The following is a 19,397-nucleotide window of genomic DNA, read 5'->3' on the forward strand; positions in this document are numbered from 1 at the left end:
TCGCGAGCACCGTCCCCCGCCGCCTCGGCGCAGCCGCCGGGAGAGGTCACATGACGCCGCGCGGCGCGCGGTCGGTAGTCGAGCCGATCGTCACGGCGGGCGCGATCGTGGCCGGTGCGGGATGTGCGGTGGCCCTGGTGAACCGGCTCGCCATGCGGCGGCTGCGGGCCGGCACCACACCGGTGATCGAGCCGGTGATCATCGCGATCCCGGCCCGCGACGAAGCCACTCGCCTACCGCGGCTGATCGCGGATCTGCGTGCTCAGCAAGGTGTTTCGCGCATGCGGATCTGGATTCTCGACGACGGATCCACCGACGGCACCTTCCCGGCCGCCGTCGAGGCGATCGGTGACGACGACCGATTCACCGTGGTCGCCGCCGACACCGACCCCGAACCGGGATGGACCGGTAAGACCGCGGCCTGCGCGCGCCTGGCCGAACTCGCGGGCGTCACGGCCGGCCCGCCGCCCGGTGCCCTGATCTTCCTCGACGCCGATGTGCGGCTGCGCCCGCAGGCGATCGCCGCCGCGGTGAGCGAATTACGCCGCAGCGGTGCGGGTTCGGTGTCGCCGTGGCCGTATCAGCGGGCCGGATCGCTCGCGGAGGCGCTGGTGCAGCCGCTGCTGTGCTGGTCGTGGGCCACGACGCTGCCGGTGCGGCTCGCCGATCGCAGCCTGCGGCCCTCGACCGCGGTGGCGTGCGGGCAGTTCCTCGTCTTCGACGCCGCGGCCTATCGCGCGGTGGGCGGGCATGCGGCGGTGGCCGGTTCGATCACCGAGGATCTGGCGCTGGCGCGGGCGCTGCGGCGCGCCGGACATCGCACCGTGCTGGTGGCGGCGGGGACGCTGGCGAGTACTCGGATGTACCGGGGCGCAGCCGAAGTCGACGGCGGCTACACCCGCTGGCTGTGGTCGGCCTACGGCGGCCCGGCCGGTGCGGTGGCGGTGGATACGGTCGCCGCGATCGCGTACGTGCTACCCGCCCTCGCGGCGCTGCTCGGCCGCGGCCGGATCCGGCGGACAGGTGTCACCGGCTACGGATTGGGTGTCGCGAGCCGGCTGCTGGCCCGCTCACTGGAATCCGGGACGGGCCCGCGCGGCGCCGATCTCGGTGCGGCGCTGGCACATCCGGTGTCGATCGGCGCGTATCTGTGGCTGTCGGGCCGGTCGTGGTTGCTGCATCGGCGCGGCGCGCTGCGCTGGAAGGGACGCCCGGTTCCGGACGGCCCGGGCCGCTCCCGGCCCGGGCGCACCGAACTCAGGGCACCGAGGTGACGCCGACCGTCGGCAGGAACATGCAGGTGTTGGCGCCGTTGCGGACCGTGCCGAACACCGCCGCCAGCACCGTTCCGGAGCCGGTGTCCACCGGCACCGCGCGCACCCCGCCGACCGGCAACGACGCCAGGAAGAAGTTGCGGATCGCCTGTTCGAACGCCGGGCGCACCTCGGGCGGCAGATTCGGCGGCACCATCGAACCGACGACCTGGGACAGCGGGCCCATGGCGGCGAATCCGCCGCGGCCGTTGGACACGTTCAGCCAGGCCACCTGCATACCGGTGGTGTCGGCGCCGTCGGGACCCATGCCGTAGGGGACGAAGGCGAACATCGTCTGGCCCGCCTTCACCGCGGACAGGTCCAGACCGGGTACCGGCACCGCCAGTTTGGGCCACGGCCCGGGCACCGCACCGGCCAGTGCCGGGACGAGCCCGAGGGTGCTGCCGTCCTGGCAGAACGCCGACCCGGACGGATACAGGAACGGCTGGATGCCCAGCTGCTTCAGCGAGTCGACCGCCGTCTGATACGCGGACAGCAAATCCGTCGCCGCCGCCGGGTTCTGGCCCAGGGCGGCGATGGTGGCGGCGGGGTCGGGCGGGGCGGCGGTCGCGGCGGCGGCGCCGGCGAAGGTCAGCGCACCGGTCACGGTGAGCGCTGCGGAAAGACGGACGAGACTGGTCACCACGGCCATCGGGGTTCTCCTGAGTTCGGCGGAACATCCGCACCAGGGTCGGTCCGCCGGGCCGCACAGCATGGCTCGGGAACCTCCGCGTCGTCACGGTGCACGAGAGGGTACCGCCGGTGGAGGCGAATGCGCGGCAACTCGCCCGCGAAACGCCGATCAGGCGCTGACGGCCGCCGGGGTCACCGTATAACCGAGGTTGGTGAGCACCTCGGTGGTCGCCTTGGCGAAGTTCAGGGTGATGAAATGCAGGCAGGGCGCGCCCTCGTCGATCAGCCGCTGCGCGATCTCGGTGGCGATCTCGATGCCCACCGCGCGCACCGCGTTACGATTGGCCTCCGGATCGTTACCGGCCGCCTGCTCGAGCCGCTGCATGACCCGCGCGGGCAGCGGCCGGCCCGACAGTTCCTCGGCGCGCTGCACCGTGCGCAGCGAGGTGATCGGCATCAGCTCGGGAATGATGGGCTTGGCGCCCTGTTCGGCGTCGTAGGCCGCGACCCGATCCCGCAGGCGCAGATAGTGTTCCACGTCGAAGAACATCTGCGTGATCGAATATTCCGCTCCCGCACGCAGTTTCGCGGTCAGATAGCGGGTGTCGTGGTCCAGGTCGGGGGATCGGTAATGGCCCTGCGGAAACGACGCCACGCCCACGTGGAAGTCGCCGAGTTCGCAGACCATGCGCACCAGTTCCTCGGCGTATTCGACCCCGTCGGGATGTTTGCGCCACTCCCCCAGCGGATCGCCCGGCGGGTCGCCGCGCAGCACGAGCATGTTGCGAATGCCGGCGTCGGCGTAGCTGCCGACGATGGACCGCAGTTCGGCGACGCTGTGCCCGACCGCGGTCAGATGCGCGACGGTGAGCAGTGTGGTCTCGCGGGCCAGCTGCCCGGTGATGCGCGCGGTGCGATCGCGGGTGGATCCGCCCGCACCGTAGGTCATCGACACGAACGCCGGATGCATCCGCTCGAATTCACGGGCGGCGCGCCACAGCCGCGCCTCGGCGGCCGCGTCGCGGGGCGGATTGAATTCGACCGAGAACGGAACGGTGCCGTCGGGGCGGCGGCCCAGCTGCCCCACCACGGAGGGAGTTCCGGACGGCGTCCGGGAAGGTCGGCCTGGGGTCGATCGTCCCCGTACGTTGTCGAAACTCACCGGTCCAGTGTAGTAGGACACCCTCGCTCGACGGGCCGCCCGGTCCGGATCCGCGCCGGTCCAGCCGCTGGTGCGCCTCGCGCGGGAGCTGTGCGTCGCTGTGTGGCCACCGTTCGCTCCGACGACCCCGTGGCGGCGGTCCCCACCCGCCCGCGATCTGTCGACCGGTCACCCCGGGGCGCCGCGTGCCGGTCGCGCACGGACCGGCCGGCCGGCCTCGATCTCCCGCGTCCGATGCGACGCGGTACCGGCTACGGCGCTGTCGGGCGACGGAACCGACGCAGTAAGGTTCACGGTGGTCCGGCAGGCGCCGCGACGCGAACCCGTTCGCGATGGCCGGCCGGAGGGAATCGGCGGGACAGCCGCAGCCGTCGCCGGTGCAGACGCAGGTCTCACCGGCCACATCCTCGGTACGCCGGATATGCCTCCGGCGTACCCGGTATCGGCTCGCCGATACGACGAACTATCTGGAGGTTGCGTTGTCCGTTGGTCCGGCCAGCCCGGCACGTCCGGCGCCGAACGACTCCGCGGCGCTGGTGCGCGCGGTCGAACAGGCGCTGACCGGATTCTTCGCCGGCCGCCGCGAACTGGTCGCCGAACTGGGGCCGGTCGTCATCTCCGCCACGGCCGCCCTCGAGGATTTCGTGCTGCGCGGCGGCAAGCGGACCCGGCCGGCGTTCGCCTGGACCGGATGGCTCGGCGCGGGCGGCGACCCGACCGGCGAACAGGCCGAATCGGTGCTGACCGCGTGCGCGGCCCTGGAACTGGTGCAGGCGTGCGCGCTGATCCACGACGACATCATCGACTCCTCCCGCACCCGGCGCGGCTTCCCGACCGTGCATGTGGACTTCGAACATCGCCACCGCGACCGGGGCTGGGGTGGCGATTCGGCGCATTTCGGCGTGAGCGTCGCGATCCTGATCGGCGATCTGGCGCTGACGTGGGCCGACGACATGGTCGCCGCGGCCGGATTGGACGCCGCCGCCCGGGCCCGGTTCGCCCCGGTCTGGGCGGCGATGCGCACCGAGGTGATGGGCGGTCAGCTGCTCGACGTGCACGGTGAGGCCGGCGCCGACGATTCGGTGGCCGCCGCGCTGCGGATCAACCGGTACAAGACCGCCGCCTACACCGTGGAGCGGCCGCTGCATCTGGGCGCGGCACTGGCGGGTGCCGATCCGGAACTGATCGCCGCCTACCGCGAGTTCGGCACCGATATCGGCATCGCCTTCCAGCTGCGCGACGACCTGCTCGGCGTCTTCGGCGATCCGGCCGTCACCGGCAAACCGTCCGGTGACGACCTGCGCGAGGGCAAGCGCACGGTCCTGGTCGCCGAGGCGCTGCGCCGCGCCGACGCCACCGATCCCGCGGCGGCGCGGCTGCTGCGCTCCTCGCTGGGCACCGACCTCGCCCCCGAACAGGTGACCCGGTTGCGCGACCTCATCACCGGACTCGGCGCCGTCGACGACGTGGAGCGCCGCATCACCGAACTCACCGACCGCGGCCTCGGCGCGCTGGCGGCGAGTTCGGTCACCCCCGAGGCCGGCGACCGGCTGCGGGCGATGGCACTGGCCGCGACCAGGCGGGTGGCATGAAAACCGTTCCCGGACAGTGCGATCGGATCGTCGTCGTGGGCGCCGGCCTGTCCGGGCTGGCCGCGGCGCTCCATCTGACCGGAGCCGGGCGCCGGGTCACCCTGCTCGAACGCGCCGATCATCCGGGTGGGCGGGTCGGCGTGTACCGCGGTCCGGATTACGAGATCGACTCCGGGGCAACGGTTCTCACCCTGCCCGGGCTGATCGACGAGGCGCTGGCCGCGGTCGGCACCGATGCCACGGCCCACGGACTGCGGATCCACCGCCTCGATCCCGCCTATCAGGCGCGCTTCGCCGACGACAGTGTGATCGGCGTCTACGCGGATCCGGAGCGGATGGCCGCCGAGGTGGGGCGCGTGTGCGGGCCCGCACACGCACAACGCTATCTGGACCTGCGGGACTGGCTGGCCCGGATCTACGCCGGCGCCTACGACCAGTTCATGGACACCAATTTCGATTCCCCGCTCGACATGGTCCGCATCCCCGGCAAGCGCGCGGCCCTGTGGGAACTGGTGCGCCTCGGCGCCTTCGGCCGGCTCGGCCCGCGCGTCCAGCGCATCCTGGGTGATCCGAAGTTGGCGCGGCTGTTCACCTTTCAGGCCCTCTACGCCGGGACCGCACCCGCGCAGGCATTGGCCGTCTACGGTGCGATTCCGCATATGGACACCTCGCTGGGCGTCTACTTCCCGGTCGGCGGCATGCGGGCGATCACCGCGACGCTGGCGGCGGCGTTCACCGCTGCCGGTGGGCAGTTGGAACTGAACTGCGAGGTCAGCGGTATCGACTATCGCGCCGGGCGCGCCCGGCGGGTCCGCACGACGGACGGGCGCGGCTTCGACTGCGATGCGGTGATCCTGACCGCCGACCTCGGCTCGCTGAGCCGCTTCGGCATTCACCGGCGCCGCCCGTTGCGGGCGGCCCCTTCCGCCGTGGTGGCGCACGGCACCATCCCGGCCGAGGTGGCGGCGCAATGGCCGCTCCAGGCTCACCACACCATCGATTTCGGCCGGGCCTGGGACGAGACCTTCGCCGAAATCGCCGCCCGGCGCGGCCGCGGGCGACTGATGAGCGATCCGTCGCTGCTGATCACCCGGCCCGCGCTCAGCGATCCCGGCCAGTTCGTCGATCGGGCCACCGGCCGCTACGAACCGCTGTCCGTGCTGGCCCCGTGCCCGAATCTCGATGCCGCGCCGCTGGATTGGCCGCGTCTGGGACCGGCGTACCTGAGCGAACTGCTGGCCGTGCTGGAACAGCGCGGTTACCGGGGAATCGCCGAGCATTTCACCGTCGATCACCTCGACACGCCGCAGACGTGGCACGAGCAGGGCATGATCGCCGGAACGCCCTTCTCGGCCGCGCACCTGTTCCGCCAGACCGGCCCGTTCCGCACCCGCAACCTCGCCCGCACCCCGGCCAACGTGGTGCTGGCCGGATGCGGCACCACACCGGGGGTCGGCGTGCCGACCGCGCTGCTGTCGGGAAAACTGGCCGCCGAACGCATTACCGGCGCCTTCGGGCACGCCGACGCTCCCACGGCGCCGACCGGCGCGCTAGGGTTGCCCGCAAACCGTTAAACTGGCCCGCGAACTGACCACTCCCGCGGTTCCGCACCGCACCGACATTCCCGGGGGGAAGACGAACCATGCCGACCCCCGATATGGACACTGCCCCCGTGACAGCACCGGTGACCAGCACGGTTACCACGGTGCCGGTGACCGCCGTGCCGGTCCCCGAACCGGCCGTGCACACCGTGCGCTGGTGGGTCCGCTGGGCCGGTGACTTCTTCCGCAGCCCCGAGGGACACGCCGCCCTGCTCGGCTTCTGGGGTGCGGTCCTGATCACCTTCGGCGGCCTGGGCGCCGGCGCGGTGCGCCGCAGCGATCCGCTGCTGGAAGCGGCACATCTGTCGTGGCTGCGATTCGGCCACGGCTACGCGCTGGCCACCATCGTGGTGTGGCTGGGTGTGCTGTCGATGATCATCGCCTGGGTCCGGTTGGGGCGCATCACCATCGGCACCGGCGCGCGCCGCGGTCCTGGCAGCACCGTGACGCTGAACGAATTGCGGGTGATCGTCGGCATCTGGATTCTGCCGCTGCTGTTCGCCGTGCCCATGTTCAGCCAGGACGTGTACTCGTATCTGGCGCAGGGCGCACTGCTGCGCGACGGTTTCGACCCCTACAAGGTCGGCCCGGTGGTGAATCCCGGTGTGCTGCTGGACAACGTGAGCCCGGTGTGGACCACCACCACCGCACCCTACGGTCCGATCTTCCTGCTCATGGGGCAGGCCATCACCAGCATCACCGGTGACAACGTGGTGGCCGGCACCATCGCGATGCGCCTGGTCATGCTGCCGGGCCTGGCCCTGATGATGTGGGCCGTCCCGCATATGACCAAACACCTCGGTGGCAAGCCGACGGTGGCGCTGTGGCTGGCCGTGCTCAACCCGCTGGTGCTGATCCACCTGATCGGCGGCGTGCACAACGAGATGCTCATGGTGGGCCTGATGGCCGCCGGCATCGCCCTGGTGCTGGAGCGGCATCACGCGGCCGGCATCGTGGTGGTCGCGATCGGTGTCGCGATCAAGGCGACGGCCGGTGTGGCGCTGCCGTTCCTGGTGTGGATCTGGATGATTCACGAACGCGAGCGGCGAGCCGCGGAGAACAAGGGACCGCTGCCGCATCCGATTCGCACCTTCGTCAAGATCGGCGGCCTCGGCGTGTCGGTGTTCGCGGTGGTCTTCGTGGCCGCCTCCGCGGCCGCGGGTGTCGGGATCGGCTGGCTGACCGCGCTGTCGGGCTCGAAGAAGATCATCAACTGGCTCTCGCTGCCGACGATCATGGCGCACATGGTCACCTGGGTCACGCCGCTGAATCTGGGTGAGGTGCTGGTGTGGACGCGCGGACTCTGCGCGCTCGCGCTGGTCGCCATTCTGGCGTGGACCTGGTGGCGCTACAAGAGCTCCGAACGCGATGCGGTGATGGGCATCCTCATCGCCTTCGTCGCGATCGTGATCCTCTCCCCCGCGGCGCTGCCCTGGTACTACTCGTGGCCGCTGGCACTGGCCGCCGGCTTCGCCATGTCCACCACCACGTTGATGATCCTGGTGGGGCTGTGCACCTGGTTGATGCTGGTGTTCCAGCCGGGCGGCTCGATCGGGCTGTACAACGTCTGGCACGTCGCGGCGGCCACCTTCGTCGCCGTGGTGGCGGCGCTGTCGCTGCGCAAGGTGGATCCGCTGCGGCTGCGCGCCGATTCGGGCAGACCCAAGCAATGACCGGCCGCGGCCCCGACGCCGGACTGGCGGCCGCATACCGGCACTGCAGGGCCATCGCGGCGGAACACGGCCGCACCTACTTCCTGGCCACTCGCCTGCTGTCCCCACCGCGACGGGCCGCGGTGCACGCGCTCTACGCGTTCGCACGGGTGGTCGACGACGTCGTGGATCATGCCGAAAACACCTGGGATACGGGCGGTTTCGACGGGCCCGGTCCCGAGCGTTCGAGGGCAGGCGATGTCGCCTCCGCGGATGTCGAACACGACAGGGGCCAGGTCGCGCCCGTTCCCGGAACCGCCGATCGCACAGCGGCGTCGCGGCTCGACCGGATCGATACGCAGCTCCATACCGCGCTGACCGAGGCGGGCGTCGCCGCCGGCCGGGCCGTGACCGGCACAACGGAGGCCGAGTGCCGTCTCCCCGGCGGCGCGGAGATCGACGGCCGGGTACTCACCGCCCTCGTCGACACCATCGCCCGCTATCGCATCGCGCCCGAACACTTCCGGGTGTTCCTCGACGCGATGCGGATGGATGTGCCGGGGAGCGCGCTGTTCCGGAATCGGTATGCGGATATGGGCGAATTGCGGGAGTACATGCGCGGTTCGGCGGCGGCGATCGGCCTGCAGTTGCTCCCGGTTCTGGGCACGGTGGTGCCGGTGGCCGAGGCCGAACCTGCGGCCGCCGCGCTGGGTGAGGCATTCCAGCTCACGAACTTTCTGCGTGATGTCGCCGAAGACCTCGATCGCGGGCGCATCTATCTTCCCGGTGACGCACTCGCGGCGTTCGGCGTCGACGCCGCTCTGCTCGCCCACTGCCGGCGCACCGGCCGGACCGATCCGCGGGTGCGCCGCGCCCTGGCACATCTGATCGCGGTCAACCGCGCGGTCTATCGCACCGCCGCGCCGGGCATCGATCTGCTCCGGCCGCGGGTGCGACCGGCCATTCGCACCGCGGCCGTGTTGTACGGCGGGATCCTCGACGAGATCGAGCGCCACGACTACGCCGTCTTCGACCGCCGCGCAACGGTTCCCACCACGCGGCGGCTGCGCGTCGCGATCACCGAGGCCGGTTCCGGGCTGCGCCGGCCGAGGAATCCGGCGCCGTCTCTGCCCCCCGTGGCTACCCGCGCTTTTCGCACAGCACAGCCGACCGCACCACACGCCTGACCGCACTCATCGCACCGCCGGCCATCGGTAGCGTCGAACGCCACGCGGAGGACGCACTCGGCACAGCTGCCCGAGAAGTACTCGCCGTCGAGGTGCGGCCTTCGGCTCAGCGCCGAACGGAACCGCCCCCGACCGCCCCGGCCCGTTCGCGGCGTGTGACATCATGACGCGGGCGAATGCCTCTCGGGTGAGCCCAGCGCGCGGACCAAGGGGACGACGATGTTTTCACGCGGTTCTGCTCGGATATACCGGATCGGAACATGGGTGGCCGCCGCATGCGTCGCGGCCGCGATGCTCGCCGCCGGACCTGCCGGAGCGAACGCCGACCGCCCGGGACACTATGTGGCACTGGGCAGTTCGTATGCCGCGGGCCCGGGGATCACGCCGGTCGCCGACGCCCGGTGCGCGCGCTCGGGCCGGAACCATCCGCATCAACTGGCGGCGGCACTGGGATCGGACCTCGTGGACGTGACCTGTTCCGGAGCGACGACCGCCGACATTCTCTCCCGCTCCCAGCGTGGCTTCGACGCTCGTATCACCCGAATCTCGCAGGCATGACCGCCACGGCGGACTACCTCACGCGGCGATCACTCCGCTGAACGGCCGAACTCTGCGCCCCGCGCCGCCCGGCTCAGAACGGTTCGGCGGCGGCCCGGCGGACGACCTCGCGGGCGAGCGGCCCGTGGATGGCGTCGATCGGACGGCCCGGCAGGGTGTCGTCCTCGGTGTACAGCCACTCGAGGATTTCCTCGTTCGTATATTTCGCATCCCGCATCACCGTGATGAGGCCGGTCAGGGGTTTGACGACCGCGCCCGAGGAATCGAAGAAGTCCTTCGGAATCCCGGCGATACCGCCACGGCGCAGCGCGATCAGTTGATGATCGCGCAGCATCTGATGCACTCTGGTCACCGCGATGCCCAGTTGTTCGGCCACATCCGGCAACGGAAGCAGGGTCACCGATTCGGGAACGACATCGTCGCTGCAGGGAAATGCACTCACCTGCACAACGGTAGTCCGTCGGGTTCCGGATACGGCGTACGCCCGGTTTCCGCGGGGGCGTGAGCACGTCATCGGCACCGTGACGGCGCGCGCCTATACGATCGGAGGTGCCGTCACGGGGCGGCAACCGCTAGGTGAAATTCGGAGGACAGCAGTTGATCGGCCAGATGCTGGACGGGCGCTACCGCATCGACGCGCCGATCGCGCGCGGCGGGATGTCGATGGTGTTCCGGGGAGTCGACACCCGGCTGGACCGGCCCGTGGCGATCAAGGTGATGGACCCCAAGTTCGCCGGTGACCCGCAGTTTCTGACCCGCTTCGAATTCGAGGCCCGCTCGGTGGCCAAGTTGAAGCATCCCTCGCTGGTCGCTGTCTACGACCAGGGCATCGACGGGGAGTATCCGTTCCTCATCATGGAGCTCGTCGAGGGCGGCACCCTGCGCGAACTGCTGCGCGAACGCGGTCCGATGCCGCCGCACGCGGTGCGCGCGGTCGCCGAACCGGTGCTGCGCGCGATCGGTGTCGCGCACGCGGCCGGACTCGTGCACCGCGACGTCAAACCGGAGAATGTGCTGATCTCCGACGCCGGTGAGGTGAAGATCGCCGACTTCGGCCTGGTGCGCGCGGTGGCCGGCTCGAATATGACCTCGGCCAGCGTCATCCTCGGCACCGCGGCGTATCTGTCACCGGAACAGGTCACCGCCGGTAATGCCGACGCCCGCAGCGATGTCTACTCCTTCGGCATCCTGATCTTCGAAATGCTCACCGGCCGTGCGCCGTTCACCGGTGACACCTCGCTGTCGATCGCGTATCAGCGGGTCGAGAAGGATGTGCCGAGCCCGAGCCGGTTCATCGAGGGCGTACCACCGGAATTCGACGAACTGGTCGCGCACGCCACCGCCCGCGAACCCGCGCACCGCTTCGCCGACGCGACCGACATGGCCACCGAACTGCATCGCATCGCCACCGCGCTGCACCTGCCCGACTATCGGGTACCGGCGCCGCGGGAGTCGGCGGAACATCTGTCCGCGCGATACCGCGTCGTCCAGACGCCCGCCGCGGCCGCCGGACCCACCCACACCCCGCAGCCGGTCACCGAGGCGACGACCCGGCTCGCGGCCGAACCGTCCCACACCCGGGTGATGACCGCGGCCCATCCGATACCCGATCCCGAACCGGAGCGCCCGCACCAGCCGCCGCCCCCGCCGCATCGGCCGGAGTTCGTGCCCGATCGCGGCAGATCCCGGCGTCGGGTGCTGATCTGGGCGGCCGTGGTGGTGGTCCTCGCGCTGCTGCTGGGTATCGGTGGCTGGTGGCTGGGCGTCGGCCGCTATTCGTCGGTGCCGGCGATCGCCGGGATGACCACCGAACAGGCGACCGCGAAGCTGAAGGACGCCGGATTCGGAACGACCGTACGCGACAGGGCGTCCGACATCATCCCGGTCGGCGGGGTGGTCGGCACCGACCCTTCCGCCGGGGCGAAGGTGCTGAAGGGGTCGACGGTCGCCGTCCTGGTGTCCAGCGGACAGCCGCAGGTGCCGCAGTTTCAGCCCGGCCAGGACACGAAGACGGTGAACCAGCTCATCCGCGATGCCGGGCTCACCCCCGTCGACGGCGGGGAGAAACCGAGCACCGCACCGAAAGGGTCGGTGGCGCAATTGGATCCGGCGCCCGGCACGGTCCTGCCGACCGGTGCGCAGGTGAAGGTCTACCGCAGTAAGGGTTCGCAGCCGGTGAAGCTGCCCGATGTGCGCGGCAAGACCGTCGACGAGGCGAAGGCGATGCTGCAGACCGCCGGACTCACCGTCGGTGACACCCGCACCGACTTCGACGCGAAGATCAAGCCGGGACAGGTCGCGGGCACCGATCCCGCCGCCGGCACCCAGGTGCTCTCCGGTGCGACGGTGACGCTGATCGTCTCCGACGCCATCCAGGTTCCCGATGTGATCGGCAAGAACGCGGCCGCGGCCCGCTCCGAACTCGAGGGGATGGGCCTCAAGGTCGTGCTGAATCAGGTGTTCAGCGGCGACCGCGGCACCGTCCGGGTGCAGTCACCGTTCGGTGGCGCGAATGTGGCGCCCGGATCGACGATCACCCTCACCGTCCTGCCGTTCTGAATCGGGGCTCAGCCGAGTACACCGCCCACATCCGCGCCGCCGAGCAGTTCGGCCTCGCTGATCCCCAGCCGCCGACCGGCCAGGTCGAGCGCTTGCCGCAGCACCGCACTGGCACTGGCGCCGACCACCTGGGACAGTTCGAGCCGGCCGTTGCCGCGCACCACCCGCACCCGGCAGCGCCACGCGATGCCGGCGCGGTCGACCTCCGGGCGTTCGATCACGATCGTGACCGGGACACCATCGATCTCGAGCACATGTTCGGCGAGGGCGGCGACCGGCCTGCCCGCAGTTTGCAATCCCCTGGCTACCGATGCGCTCTGCATAGCGATCCTCTCAGCACATATCCCGCACAGCCTGTTGCCGCAGCAGTGTCACGCCTGGAAACCTAGTGCAGGTTCCGGCGTTCAGCAACCGGACAGCTAACTTTTGCGGATCATGTCACGATCGCGTGATCCCCGGACGGGCGATTCAGCCGACCGCCAGCAACGGGTCACCGGTTTCCGGATCGTTGACCGCGACCACCGCGGCGGTGGTGAACACCTCCACCGGCACCCCGCCCATACTCGGGCTGATGTTGGTGGTGATCTGCGCGGCGGCCGCGGCGGGCGCGTAGCCCGCAGCCACGTCGAACCCCCAGGAGATCTCGTAGCCCCAGCAGATGTTGAAGATCAGCAGGCGACTGCCGTCGCGCAGCACGACCTCCGACGGGATCCCGTCGCGGTCGCGGTCGCGCAGCAACCGCAGGATGGTGCGATCGGCGTTGCCGATCCGCAGCGCGCTCTGCGCGCTGGCCGGGCCTTCCCCGCGCGGGCGGCCGTCACCGCGCGAGGGGCCCTCGTCATTGCGAAATACGACGTCCACTACGGCCGATCCGTCACCGCAGCATTTCGGCGACCAGGAATGCCAATTCCAAGGACTGCTGCGTGTTGAGGCGCGGATCGCAGGCCGTCTCGTAGCGGTTCTCCAGATCCAGATCCGAGATGTCCTGCGCGCCACCGAGGCATTCGGTGACGTTCTCGCCGGTGAGCTCGATGTGCAGGCCGCCCGGATGCGTGCCCAGGGCGTGGTGCACCTCGAAGAAGCCCTGCACCTCGTCGACGATGCGATCGAAGTGCCGGGTCTTGTACCCGGTGGACGATTCGTGGGTGTTGCCGTGCATGGGATCGCACTGCCAGATCACCTGATGTCCGGTGGCCTGCACCTTCTCGATGATCGGCGGCAGCACGTCGCGGACCTTGGTGTTGCTCATCCGCGCGACGAGGGTGAGCCGGCCCGGCTCGTTGGTGGGATCGAGCCGCTCGACGTATTCCACGGCCTGATCCGGCGTGGTGGTCGGGCCGATCTTGATGCCGATCGGATTGGCCAGCAGTTCCGCGAAGGCGATGTGGGCGCCGTCGAGCTGGCGGGTCCGCTCACCGATCCACAGGAAATGCGCGGACAGGTCGTAGAGCACCGGGTCGCCCGCGGCATTGCGGGACAGGCGCAGCATGGCCCGCTCGTAGTCGAGCACCAGCGCCTCGTGGCTGCAGTAGATCTTGGCCGACTGCAGGCTGGGGTCCTGCACCCGGCAGGCGTTCATGAACGCCAGGCCGCGGTCGATCTCGGAGGCCATCTGCTCGTAGCGGGCACCGGCCGGCGACTGCGCGACGAAATCGCGGTTCCAATCGTGCACCTTGTGCAGATCGGCCATCCCCGCGCCGGTGAGCGCCCGCACGAGGTTCATCGCGGCGCTGGCGTTGGCGTAGGCGCGCACCAGCCGCGAGGGGTCGTGTTCGCGCTGAGCCGCGTCGGCGACCAGCGCGTTGACCATGTCGCCGCGGTAGGACTTGAGGCCGAGCGCGTCGACATCGGCCGAACGGGGTTTGGCGTACTGGCCCGCGATCCGGGCCACCTTCACCACCGGCAGGCTCGCGCCGTAGGTCAGCACCACCGCCATCTGCAGGAGGGTGCGGATGTTGCCGCGAATATGCGGCTCGGTGTTGTCGGCGAAGGTTTCCGCGCAGTCGCCGCCCTGCATCAGGAAGGCTTCGCCGCGGGCCACCTCGGCCAGTCGCAGCCGCAACTCCTCGACCTCGGCGGGCACGCACAGCGGCGGCACGCTCTCGAGAACGGTGCGCATGGTGGCAGCCTGCTCGGGATCCCACGACGGCTGCTGCAGGGCGGGGCGGGCGAGGGCGGCGTCGAGTCGCCGACGGAGCTCGGCAGGCAGCGGTGGCAGTTCCGGCAAGCGATCGATCGGTACGTCGACGGTCCAGTTCACCAGATCAGAATACGGACCTTCCGCAATCACGGGGTAACCCGGAGGGTAGGGGCGATGAATACGCCCGCGCGGGCGGGGCCGTAACCTCGAGCGCGGGGCCGGGTCGGGCGGTTCGGCCGAGATATCACCGCGAGCGCCGGTGTACGCCGAATCGGAAAGGGCACTACCGCGTGAAATATTTTTATGACTGCGAATTCATCGAGGACGGGGTGACGATCGATCTGATTTCGATCGGCGTGGTCTGCGAAGACGGTCGGGAATATTACGCGGTGTCAACGGAATTCGACCCAGAGCGGGCCGGGCAGTGGGTGCGGCGCAATGTATTGCCGAAACTCCCCTCCCCTTCCTCGCCGCTGTGGCGCAGCCGGCAGCGCATTCGCGACGATCTCTATCAATTCCTGGTACCGCGTCCCACCGTGCGGCCGGAATTGTGGGCATGGGTGGGCGCCTACGACCATGTGGCGTTCTGCCAGCTGTGGGGTTCGATGGTCGATCTGCCGGCGGCCCTGCCGCGCTACACCAACGAGCTGCGCCAGCACTGGGATCATTACGGCCGGCCGGAACTACCTCCGGTTCCGGCCGACGCGCACGATGCGCTGGCCGACGCCCGGCACAATCTCGCCAAGTACGAAGCCATCGAGGCGTTCCGGCGCAGCGGCGCGAACGCCGGAATCGATCGGCGCTGAGCCGCGGCCACCTCTCGCGCGACCGACTCGCGCCGGGACGAAACTCGGCCCCCGGACAACCGTCCGGGGGCCGAGAACGTAGGTAGCGGGCGAGCGGTCAGCTCGCGAGGGTCTCCGGGATCCGCTCGGCCTCGGGCCGGCTGCCGGAGGGCACGCCCTTCTTCAGGCTGGCGGCGTAGACGTCGACGTACTCCTGGCCCGACATCCGCATCAGCTCGTACATGATCTCGTCGGTGACGGCCCGCTCGACGAAGCGGTTACCGCCCATGCCCTCGTAGCGGGAGAAGTCGATCGGCGCACCGAATTTCACGGTGACGCGGCGGCGACGCCACCGGAAGGGGCCGGGAGGGCACACCTCGTCGGTCCCGATCAGTGCCACCGGGATCACCGGCACACCGGTCTCCAGGGCGAGGCGTGCCACACCGGTCTTGCCCTTGTACAGGCGGCCGTCGGGCGAGCGGGTGCCTTCCGGGTACAGACCCACCATGCGGCCCTCGCTCAGCAGTTTGCGAGCGGTGTTGAGCGCGTCCTCGGCGGCGCTGGCGCCGCTGCGGTCGATCGGATACTGACCGGTGCCGGAGAAGAAGAACTTCTGCAGCCGGCCCTTGAGGCCGGGCGTGGTGAAGTATTCGGCCTTGGCCAGATAGGTGATGCGACGCGGGCTCAGCAACGGGGTGAACAACCAGTCGGTGAACGACAGATGATTGCCGGCGAGGATGACTGCTCCGTCGGCGGGGATATTCTCCACGCCCTCGACCTTCGGCCGGTTGTAGATGTGCATGAAGGGCCCGACCAGCACGAATTTGAGCAGCCAGTAGAACATTGCGTCCTTTCCCCTGTGATTGTCGAACGGGACCGGCCTCGTCGCAGGCACCTCCGTCGGCACCGACTCTACCGTCGCCGACCTGCTGCGACCAACCCCACACGAGGTATTTCACATGCCGGCAATCACATCGGTGAAATCGGGTACACATGAGATGCTTCCGCCGGGCGAAACCGACCGGCAGTTGAGCGAATCGGCGAGATGCACGACGCTGCGGATCATTTGCTCCCCACCCGTACGCCTCGTCCGCCGAACGAGCACGACGAGAGTGGCCGATTCGGTTTCCACCGCGCGGCATCGGCACCGAGGAGCCGGAGGCTTGCCCCGGACCGCCGTGGCGGACTATTCCCGGCCCGCCGTGGAACGGGCTCGCCGCACGGCCGCCGAATCGGCGCGGCCGGTTGCTTGCGCACGCCCCTCGGCGGCCCCGGTCTCCAGGGCCGTGCGCGCGAGTTCGGCCGCGCCGATCATGCCCGCCGCCTCCCCCAGTTGCGTGGTGCGGATGCGGGGCAGCGGACGATGGCGGCCGCCGGTGATCGCGGCGGCGTAATGCTCGCGCGCGTCGTCGAGGAACAACGGCGCCGAGGAGCTGACGCCGCCGGCGATGACGATCAGGTCCGGATCGAAGATATCGCTGACGAAGGCCAGTCCCAGCCCGAGCCAGCGGGCGAAATCGGCCATCACGTGCAGCGCCACCGGATCACCGTCGTGGGCCGCGCCGGCGACCCGCCGCCCGGTCAGCGATCCCGGATCGCCGACCACCTCTCGCCGCAGGATCGTCGACGGCATCGGATCGGTGGCGAGCATTTCGATCGCGGTGTCGACCAGCGCCGTCCCGCTGCAGTAGCGCTCCCAGCAGCCGCGTTTGCCGCACGGGCAGATCCGGCCGTGCGGCACCACCTGCAGATGCCCCAATTCCGGTGCGACACCGTAACTTCCGCGATACAGCCGCCCCTCCACCAGCAGCGCCGCCCCGATCCCGGTGCCGATCGCGACCAGCACGCCGTTGTGCGCGCCGGCGGCCGCGCCGAACCGGTATTCGGCCCACATCGCGGCATTGGCATCGTGTTCGAGAATCACCGGCAACCCCAGCCGCCGTCCGAGCCGTCCCGCGACCTCGGCGTCTTCCCACGGCAGATGCGGTGCGAAGCGCACCGAGGACCGGGATTCGTCGACGAAGCCCGCGACCGCCAGCCCGACCGCCCCGATGTCGTGGCGCGCGCACAGTTCCCGCACCGCGCGGTCGAGACCGTCCTCGAGCGCGTGCGCCGAATGCGGGGTGGGCGCTTGCACGGTGTCGAGAACTTCCCCGTCCCCGTCGACGACCGAGGCCCGGATATTCGTTCCGCCGACATCGATGCCGACGGTGAGCGGAGTCTCTCGTCCGACCCGAGTGGTCATTTCTTGATCCGCACCGGGATGGGAACGTATCCGGGTCGCTCGACCGAATCCCGCCCCCGCCCAGCGCGTTCGGCCGCGCGCCGGCCACCGCGGCGCGCCTTGCTCCCCCGATCGTCGGCCGGCGGCTTCGCCCCCGAGGCCGTCTCCTCGGCGCCGCCCCGTTCGGGTCCGCGCGCGCCCACATCCCCTCGGACGCCCTTCGCGCGGCGGTCGGCACCGGAACCACTGCCACGCACTTCCGTTTCGGGCCCTCTGCCGCGGGATTCGGCACCGCCCGACACATCCCCGGCGGCCCCGCCCGCGATCCACCCGTCGTGCTCCGTACGCTCCGAACTCGGATCGGCGCCGACTTCCGTTGCCGCGGAATCGGATTCGTCCGATGCGTCGCCGGCATCCGGAAGGTCGTCCGGGAGCAGCGGTTCGACCGGCACGCCGGCCAGCGCCTCGCGCAGCACCGTCACGATCGCGGTGCCGTGGTCGGCGACCGCGGCGACCACGTCGTGATGCTCACCGCGGACCAGTGCCGCGGTCGCGCAGACCGGACACCAACTGCAGCTGTCCCATGCGCGGCCGTCGGCGGCCGCGCGACGCAGGGCCGGTTCGACGCGTTCGAGCAGGGTTTCGGCGAGGGCGCGCAGTTCCTGGGCGAATTCGCCGAAACTGTCGTCGTGGGCGTGGGTCATTGCGGCCATACCCCCGGGTCGGGCCGGAAACGCACGACGAGGTGCTCACCGTCGAGTTCGGCGCCGTCGACCGTGCACCGCCGCAATACCGGCGCCAGTCGTAGCCGCCGCCGGACCCCGTCCGCTCCCACGATCACATCGTCCTCCACTCGTCCCAGTCGCAGCGTGCCCGGGTCGACCACCGGCAGACGCATCCGCAGCGTGAATACCGATTCCAGCCCGGTGCCCGACTCCCATCGCACCTCCGGCTCCCCCGTCGCGCTACCGGGCTCGGGCGTCGTGTCGCTCAGCATAGGGTCTGGTGCGGCCGCCGGCGGGTTGCCACGAACGGGCAATGCCTGGGCCAGCGCCGACAACGCCCGCGGACCGACCGGTTCCGGCCCGCTGTGATGGGCGATCACCACGGGCACATCCGGCATCCGGCGGCGCAGATCCGCGATCACGTCGAGTTGTTCCGCGCGACGCTGCAGATACCACTGCACCGCGGGGTGAGCGCCACCGTCGGCCGGCGGCACCGGCGGCAGCACTTTGTTCACCACCACCGCGTCCAGACGTATACCCAGAAGCGCCGCCGCCGAACGCACCCGCGCCGATTCGGCCAGCGCGACCCGTTCGGCGCCGGTGATCAGCCGGGCCCCGGTGCGTTGCGAATCGGCCAGCAGATCCCGAATCGCCGTGACCGCGGCCGCGATCCGCTCCACGGTCGCCGCCAGCACCGCGCGCCGCATATCCGTACCGGTCGCGCTCATCACCCGGGCATGGGTGGGCCAGATCCGTTCGAGGTAGCCGAGCAGGGTGTCGGGTGCGGTGACGATGCGCAACATGTCCGCCGAGGGCGGGCAGTCCACGATGATCAGATCCCAGTCGTCCTCGCCCGCGAACTGAGCGATCTCGGTCAACGCCAGCAGTTCCTGCACGCCCGGCAGTCCGGTGAGCTCGGCCGGATCGAGCGCGGCGAGGTCGATGCCGTGATCGTGGCCCGCGCCGGACAGCATCCGCGCCACGTCGCGGAACCGATCCTCCAGCAGCGCAAGCGAATCGATCTCGATGACGTCGAATCCGGGGGCGACGGTCACCACCCCGGCGACCGTGCCGGGATCGTGGGCGAAGCGGAAACCCAGTGCGTCACCGAGCGAATGGGCCTGGTCCACCGAGGCGACCAGCACGCGCCGGCCGGCCTGCACCGCGGCGATGGCCGCCGCGCAGGCCAGCGTGGTCTTACCGACTCCGCCCTTGCCGATGAACAGTTCGAGACGGGTCGTGACGGCACCACGACCGCGCTGCGGC

Annotated in this window: 18 protein-coding genes; 8 read left to right on the forward strand and 10 right to left on the reverse strand. The window is 70.3% G+C overall.

What is annotated here, in order from left to right; genetic code table 11:
• Positions 1 to 50 precede the first annotated feature (50 nt).
• Complete coding sequence (locus NMI01S_RS19220) at positions 51 to 1,274, forward strand: glycosyltransferase family 2 protein (RefSeq protein WP_062999087.1); 1,224 nt, start codon at positions 51 to 53, stop codon at positions 1,272 to 1,274.
• Here NMI01S_RS19220 and NMI01S_RS19225 read toward each other — a convergent pair.
• Together NMI01S_RS19225 and NMI01S_RS19230 are read right to left on the reverse strand one after the other, a co-directional pair.
• Complete coding sequence (locus NMI01S_RS19225) at positions 1,258 to 1,965, reverse strand: hypothetical protein (RefSeq protein ID WP_062999090.1); 708 nt, start codon at positions 1,963 to 1,965, stop codon at positions 1,258 to 1,260. The genes NMI01S_RS19220 and NMI01S_RS19225 overlap by 17 nt on opposite strands.
• 150 nt (positions 1,966 to 2,115) lie before the next feature.
• The gene (locus tag NMI01S_RS19230) at positions 2,116 to 3,108 is read right to left on the reverse strand and encodes a methylenetetrahydrofolate reductase (protein WP_084513127.1); all 993 of its coding nucleotides are present in this window, start codon (positions 3,106 to 3,108) and stop codon (positions 2,116 to 2,118) included.
• Between the two features lie 467 nt (positions 3,109 to 3,575).
• On the opposite strand from NMI01S_RS19230, the gene NMI01S_RS19235 reads away from it, so the two are divergent.
• From NMI01S_RS19235 to NMI01S_RS19255, 5 genes are all read left to right on the forward strand, one after another.
• Complete coding sequence (locus NMI01S_RS19235) at positions 3,576 to 4,700, forward strand: polyprenyl synthetase family protein (protein ID WP_062999843.1); 1,125 nt, start codon at positions 3,576 to 3,578, stop codon at positions 4,698 to 4,700.
• Positions 4,697 to 6,274: a phytoene desaturase family protein gene (gene crtI, locus NMI01S_RS19240; RefSeq protein WP_062999093.1), complete on the forward strand. Its 1,578-nt coding sequence runs from the start codon at positions 4,697 to 4,699 to the stop codon at positions 6,272 to 6,274. Before NMI01S_RS19235 ends, crtI begins: the two co-directional genes overlap by 4 nt.
• Before the next feature lie 83 nt (positions 6,275 to 6,357).
• Positions 6,358 to 7,974, forward strand: a complete 1,617-nt coding sequence (locus tag NMI01S_RS19245) for an alpha-(1->6)-mannopyranosyltransferase A (protein WP_084513128.1) — start codon at positions 6,358 to 6,360, stop codon at positions 7,972 to 7,974.
• Entirely contained in the window at positions 7,971 to 9,140 is a 1,170-nt protein-coding gene (locus NMI01S_RS34235) for a phytoene/squalene synthase family protein (RefSeq protein ID WP_084513080.1), read from the forward strand. Before NMI01S_RS19245 ends, NMI01S_RS34235 begins: the two co-directional genes overlap by 4 nt.
• A gap of 264 nt (positions 9,141 to 9,404) precedes the next feature.
• Positions 9,405 to 9,698, forward strand: coding sequence for an SGNH/GDSL hydrolase family protein (locus tag NMI01S_RS19255; RefSeq protein ID WP_062999094.1), 294 nt, complete (start codon positions 9,405 to 9,407; stop codon positions 9,696 to 9,698).
• Between the two features lie 73 nt (positions 9,699 to 9,771).
• Here the strand turns inward: NMI01S_RS19255 and NMI01S_RS19260 are convergent, their stop codons facing one another.
• Positions 9,772 to 10,140, reverse strand: coding sequence for an Rv2175c family DNA-binding protein (locus tag NMI01S_RS19260; protein WP_062999847.1), 369 nt, complete (start codon positions 10,138 to 10,140; stop codon positions 9,772 to 9,774).
• Between the two features lie 134 nt (positions 10,141 to 10,274).
• Between NMI01S_RS19260 and pknB the strand changes: the two genes are divergently transcribed.
• Positions 10,275 to 12,257, forward strand: coding sequence for a Stk1 family PASTA domain-containing Ser/Thr kinase (pknB, locus tag NMI01S_RS19265; RefSeq protein ID WP_157126258.1), 1,983 nt, complete (start codon positions 10,275 to 10,277; stop codon positions 12,255 to 12,257).
• Positions 12,258 to 12,265: 8 nt separating this feature from the next.
• Here pknB and NMI01S_RS19270 read toward each other — a convergent pair whose 3' ends face one another.
• From NMI01S_RS19270 to NMI01S_RS19280, 3 genes are all read right to left on the reverse strand, one after another.
• Positions 12,266 to 12,580, reverse strand: a complete 315-nt coding sequence (locus NMI01S_RS19270; protein WP_157126259.1) for a hypothetical protein — start codon at positions 12,578 to 12,580, stop codon at positions 12,266 to 12,268.
• A 145-nt stretch (positions 12,581 to 12,725) separates the two neighbouring features.
• Complete coding sequence (locus NMI01S_RS19275; protein ID WP_062999098.1) at positions 12,726 to 13,118, reverse strand: hypothetical protein; 393 nt, start codon at positions 13,116 to 13,118, stop codon at positions 12,726 to 12,728.
• Between the two features lie 13 nt (positions 13,119 to 13,131).
• Positions 13,132 to 14,517 carry a class II 3-deoxy-7-phosphoheptulonate synthase gene (locus NMI01S_RS19280; RefSeq protein ID WP_062999851.1) on the reverse strand — a complete coding sequence of 462 codons (1,386 nt, stop codon included), beginning with the start codon at positions 14,515 to 14,517 and terminating at the stop codon, positions 13,132 to 13,134.
• Between the two features lie 170 nt (positions 14,518 to 14,687).
• Here NMI01S_RS19280 and NMI01S_RS19285 point away from each other — a divergent pair, with 170 nt between their 5' ends.
• Complete coding sequence (locus NMI01S_RS19285) at positions 14,688 to 15,203, forward strand: polyadenylate-specific 3'-exoribonuclease AS (protein WP_062999100.1); 516 nt, start codon at positions 14,688 to 14,690, stop codon at positions 15,201 to 15,203.
• 97 nt (positions 15,204 to 15,300) lie between these two features.
• Here the strand turns inward: NMI01S_RS19285 and NMI01S_RS19290 are convergent, their stop codons facing one another.
• The 4 genes from NMI01S_RS19290 to NMI01S_RS19305 form a co-directional block, all read right to left on the reverse strand.
• A complete protein-coding gene (locus NMI01S_RS19290; protein ID WP_030514742.1) occupies positions 15,301 to 16,026 on the reverse strand; it encodes a lysophospholipid acyltransferase family protein in 726 nt (241 codons plus the stop codon).
• Positions 16,027 to 16,368: 342 nt separating this feature from the next.
• Positions 16,369 to 17,427 carry an ROK family protein gene (locus NMI01S_RS19295; protein WP_062999102.1) on the reverse strand — a complete coding sequence of 353 codons (1,059 nt, stop codon included), beginning with the start codon at positions 17,425 to 17,427 and terminating at the stop codon, positions 16,369 to 16,371.
• Positions 17,424 to 18,110: a hypothetical protein gene (locus NMI01S_RS35960; RefSeq protein WP_062999103.1), complete on the reverse strand. Its 687-nt coding sequence runs from the start codon at positions 18,108 to 18,110 to the stop codon at positions 17,424 to 17,426. Before NMI01S_RS35960 ends, NMI01S_RS19295 begins: the two co-directional genes overlap by 4 nt.
• Entirely contained in the window at positions 18,107 to 19,357 is a 1,251-nt protein-coding gene (locus tag NMI01S_RS19305) for an ArsA family ATPase (protein ID WP_063920802.1), read from the reverse strand. The genes NMI01S_RS35960 and NMI01S_RS19305 overlap by 4 nt, the downstream gene beginning before the upstream one ends.
• Positions 19,358 to 19,397 lie beyond the last annotated feature (40 nt).

Source organism: Nocardia mikamii NBRC 108933 (assembly GCF_001613505.1).
GTDB lineage: Bacteria > Actinomycetota > Actinomycetes > Mycobacteriales > Mycobacteriaceae > Nocardia > Nocardia mikamii.

Excerpts from the sequence above, each read along its gene's own strand:
- NMI01S_RS19220 (WP_062999087.1), top strand. The coding sequence starts at position 51 with ATGACGCCGCGCGGCGCGCGGTCGGTAGTCGAGCCGATCGTCACGGCG.
- NMI01S_RS19225 (WP_062999090.1), bottom strand. The coding sequence starts at position 1,965 with ATGGCCGTGGTGACCAGTCTCGTCCGTCTTTCCGCAGCGCTCACCGTG.
- crtI (WP_062999093.1), top strand. The coding sequence starts at position 4,697 with ATGAAAACCGTTCCCGGACAGTGCGATCGGATCGTCGTCGTGGGCGCC.
- NMI01S_RS19245 (WP_084513128.1), top strand. The coding sequence starts at position 6,358 with ATGGACACTGCCCCCGTGACAGCACCGGTGACCAGCACGGTTACCACG.
- NMI01S_RS34235 (WP_084513080.1), top strand. The coding sequence starts at position 7,971 with ATGACCGGCCGCGGCCCCGACGCCGGACTGGCGGCCGCATACCGGCAC.
- NMI01S_RS19270 (WP_157126259.1), bottom strand. The coding sequence starts at position 12,580 with ATGCAGAGCGCATCGGTAGCCAGGGGATTGCAAACTGCGGGCAGGCCG.
- NMI01S_RS19290 (WP_030514742.1), bottom strand. The coding sequence starts at position 16,026 with ATGTTCTACTGGCTGCTCAAATTCGTGCTGGTCGGGCCCTTCATGCAC.
- NMI01S_RS19295 (WP_062999102.1), bottom strand. The coding sequence starts at position 17,427 with ATGACCACTCGGGTCGGACGAGAGACTCCGCTCACCGTCGGCATCGAT.
- NMI01S_RS35960 (WP_062999103.1), bottom strand. The coding sequence starts at position 18,110 with ATGACCCACGCCCACGACGACAGTTTCGGCGAATTCGCCCAGGAACTG.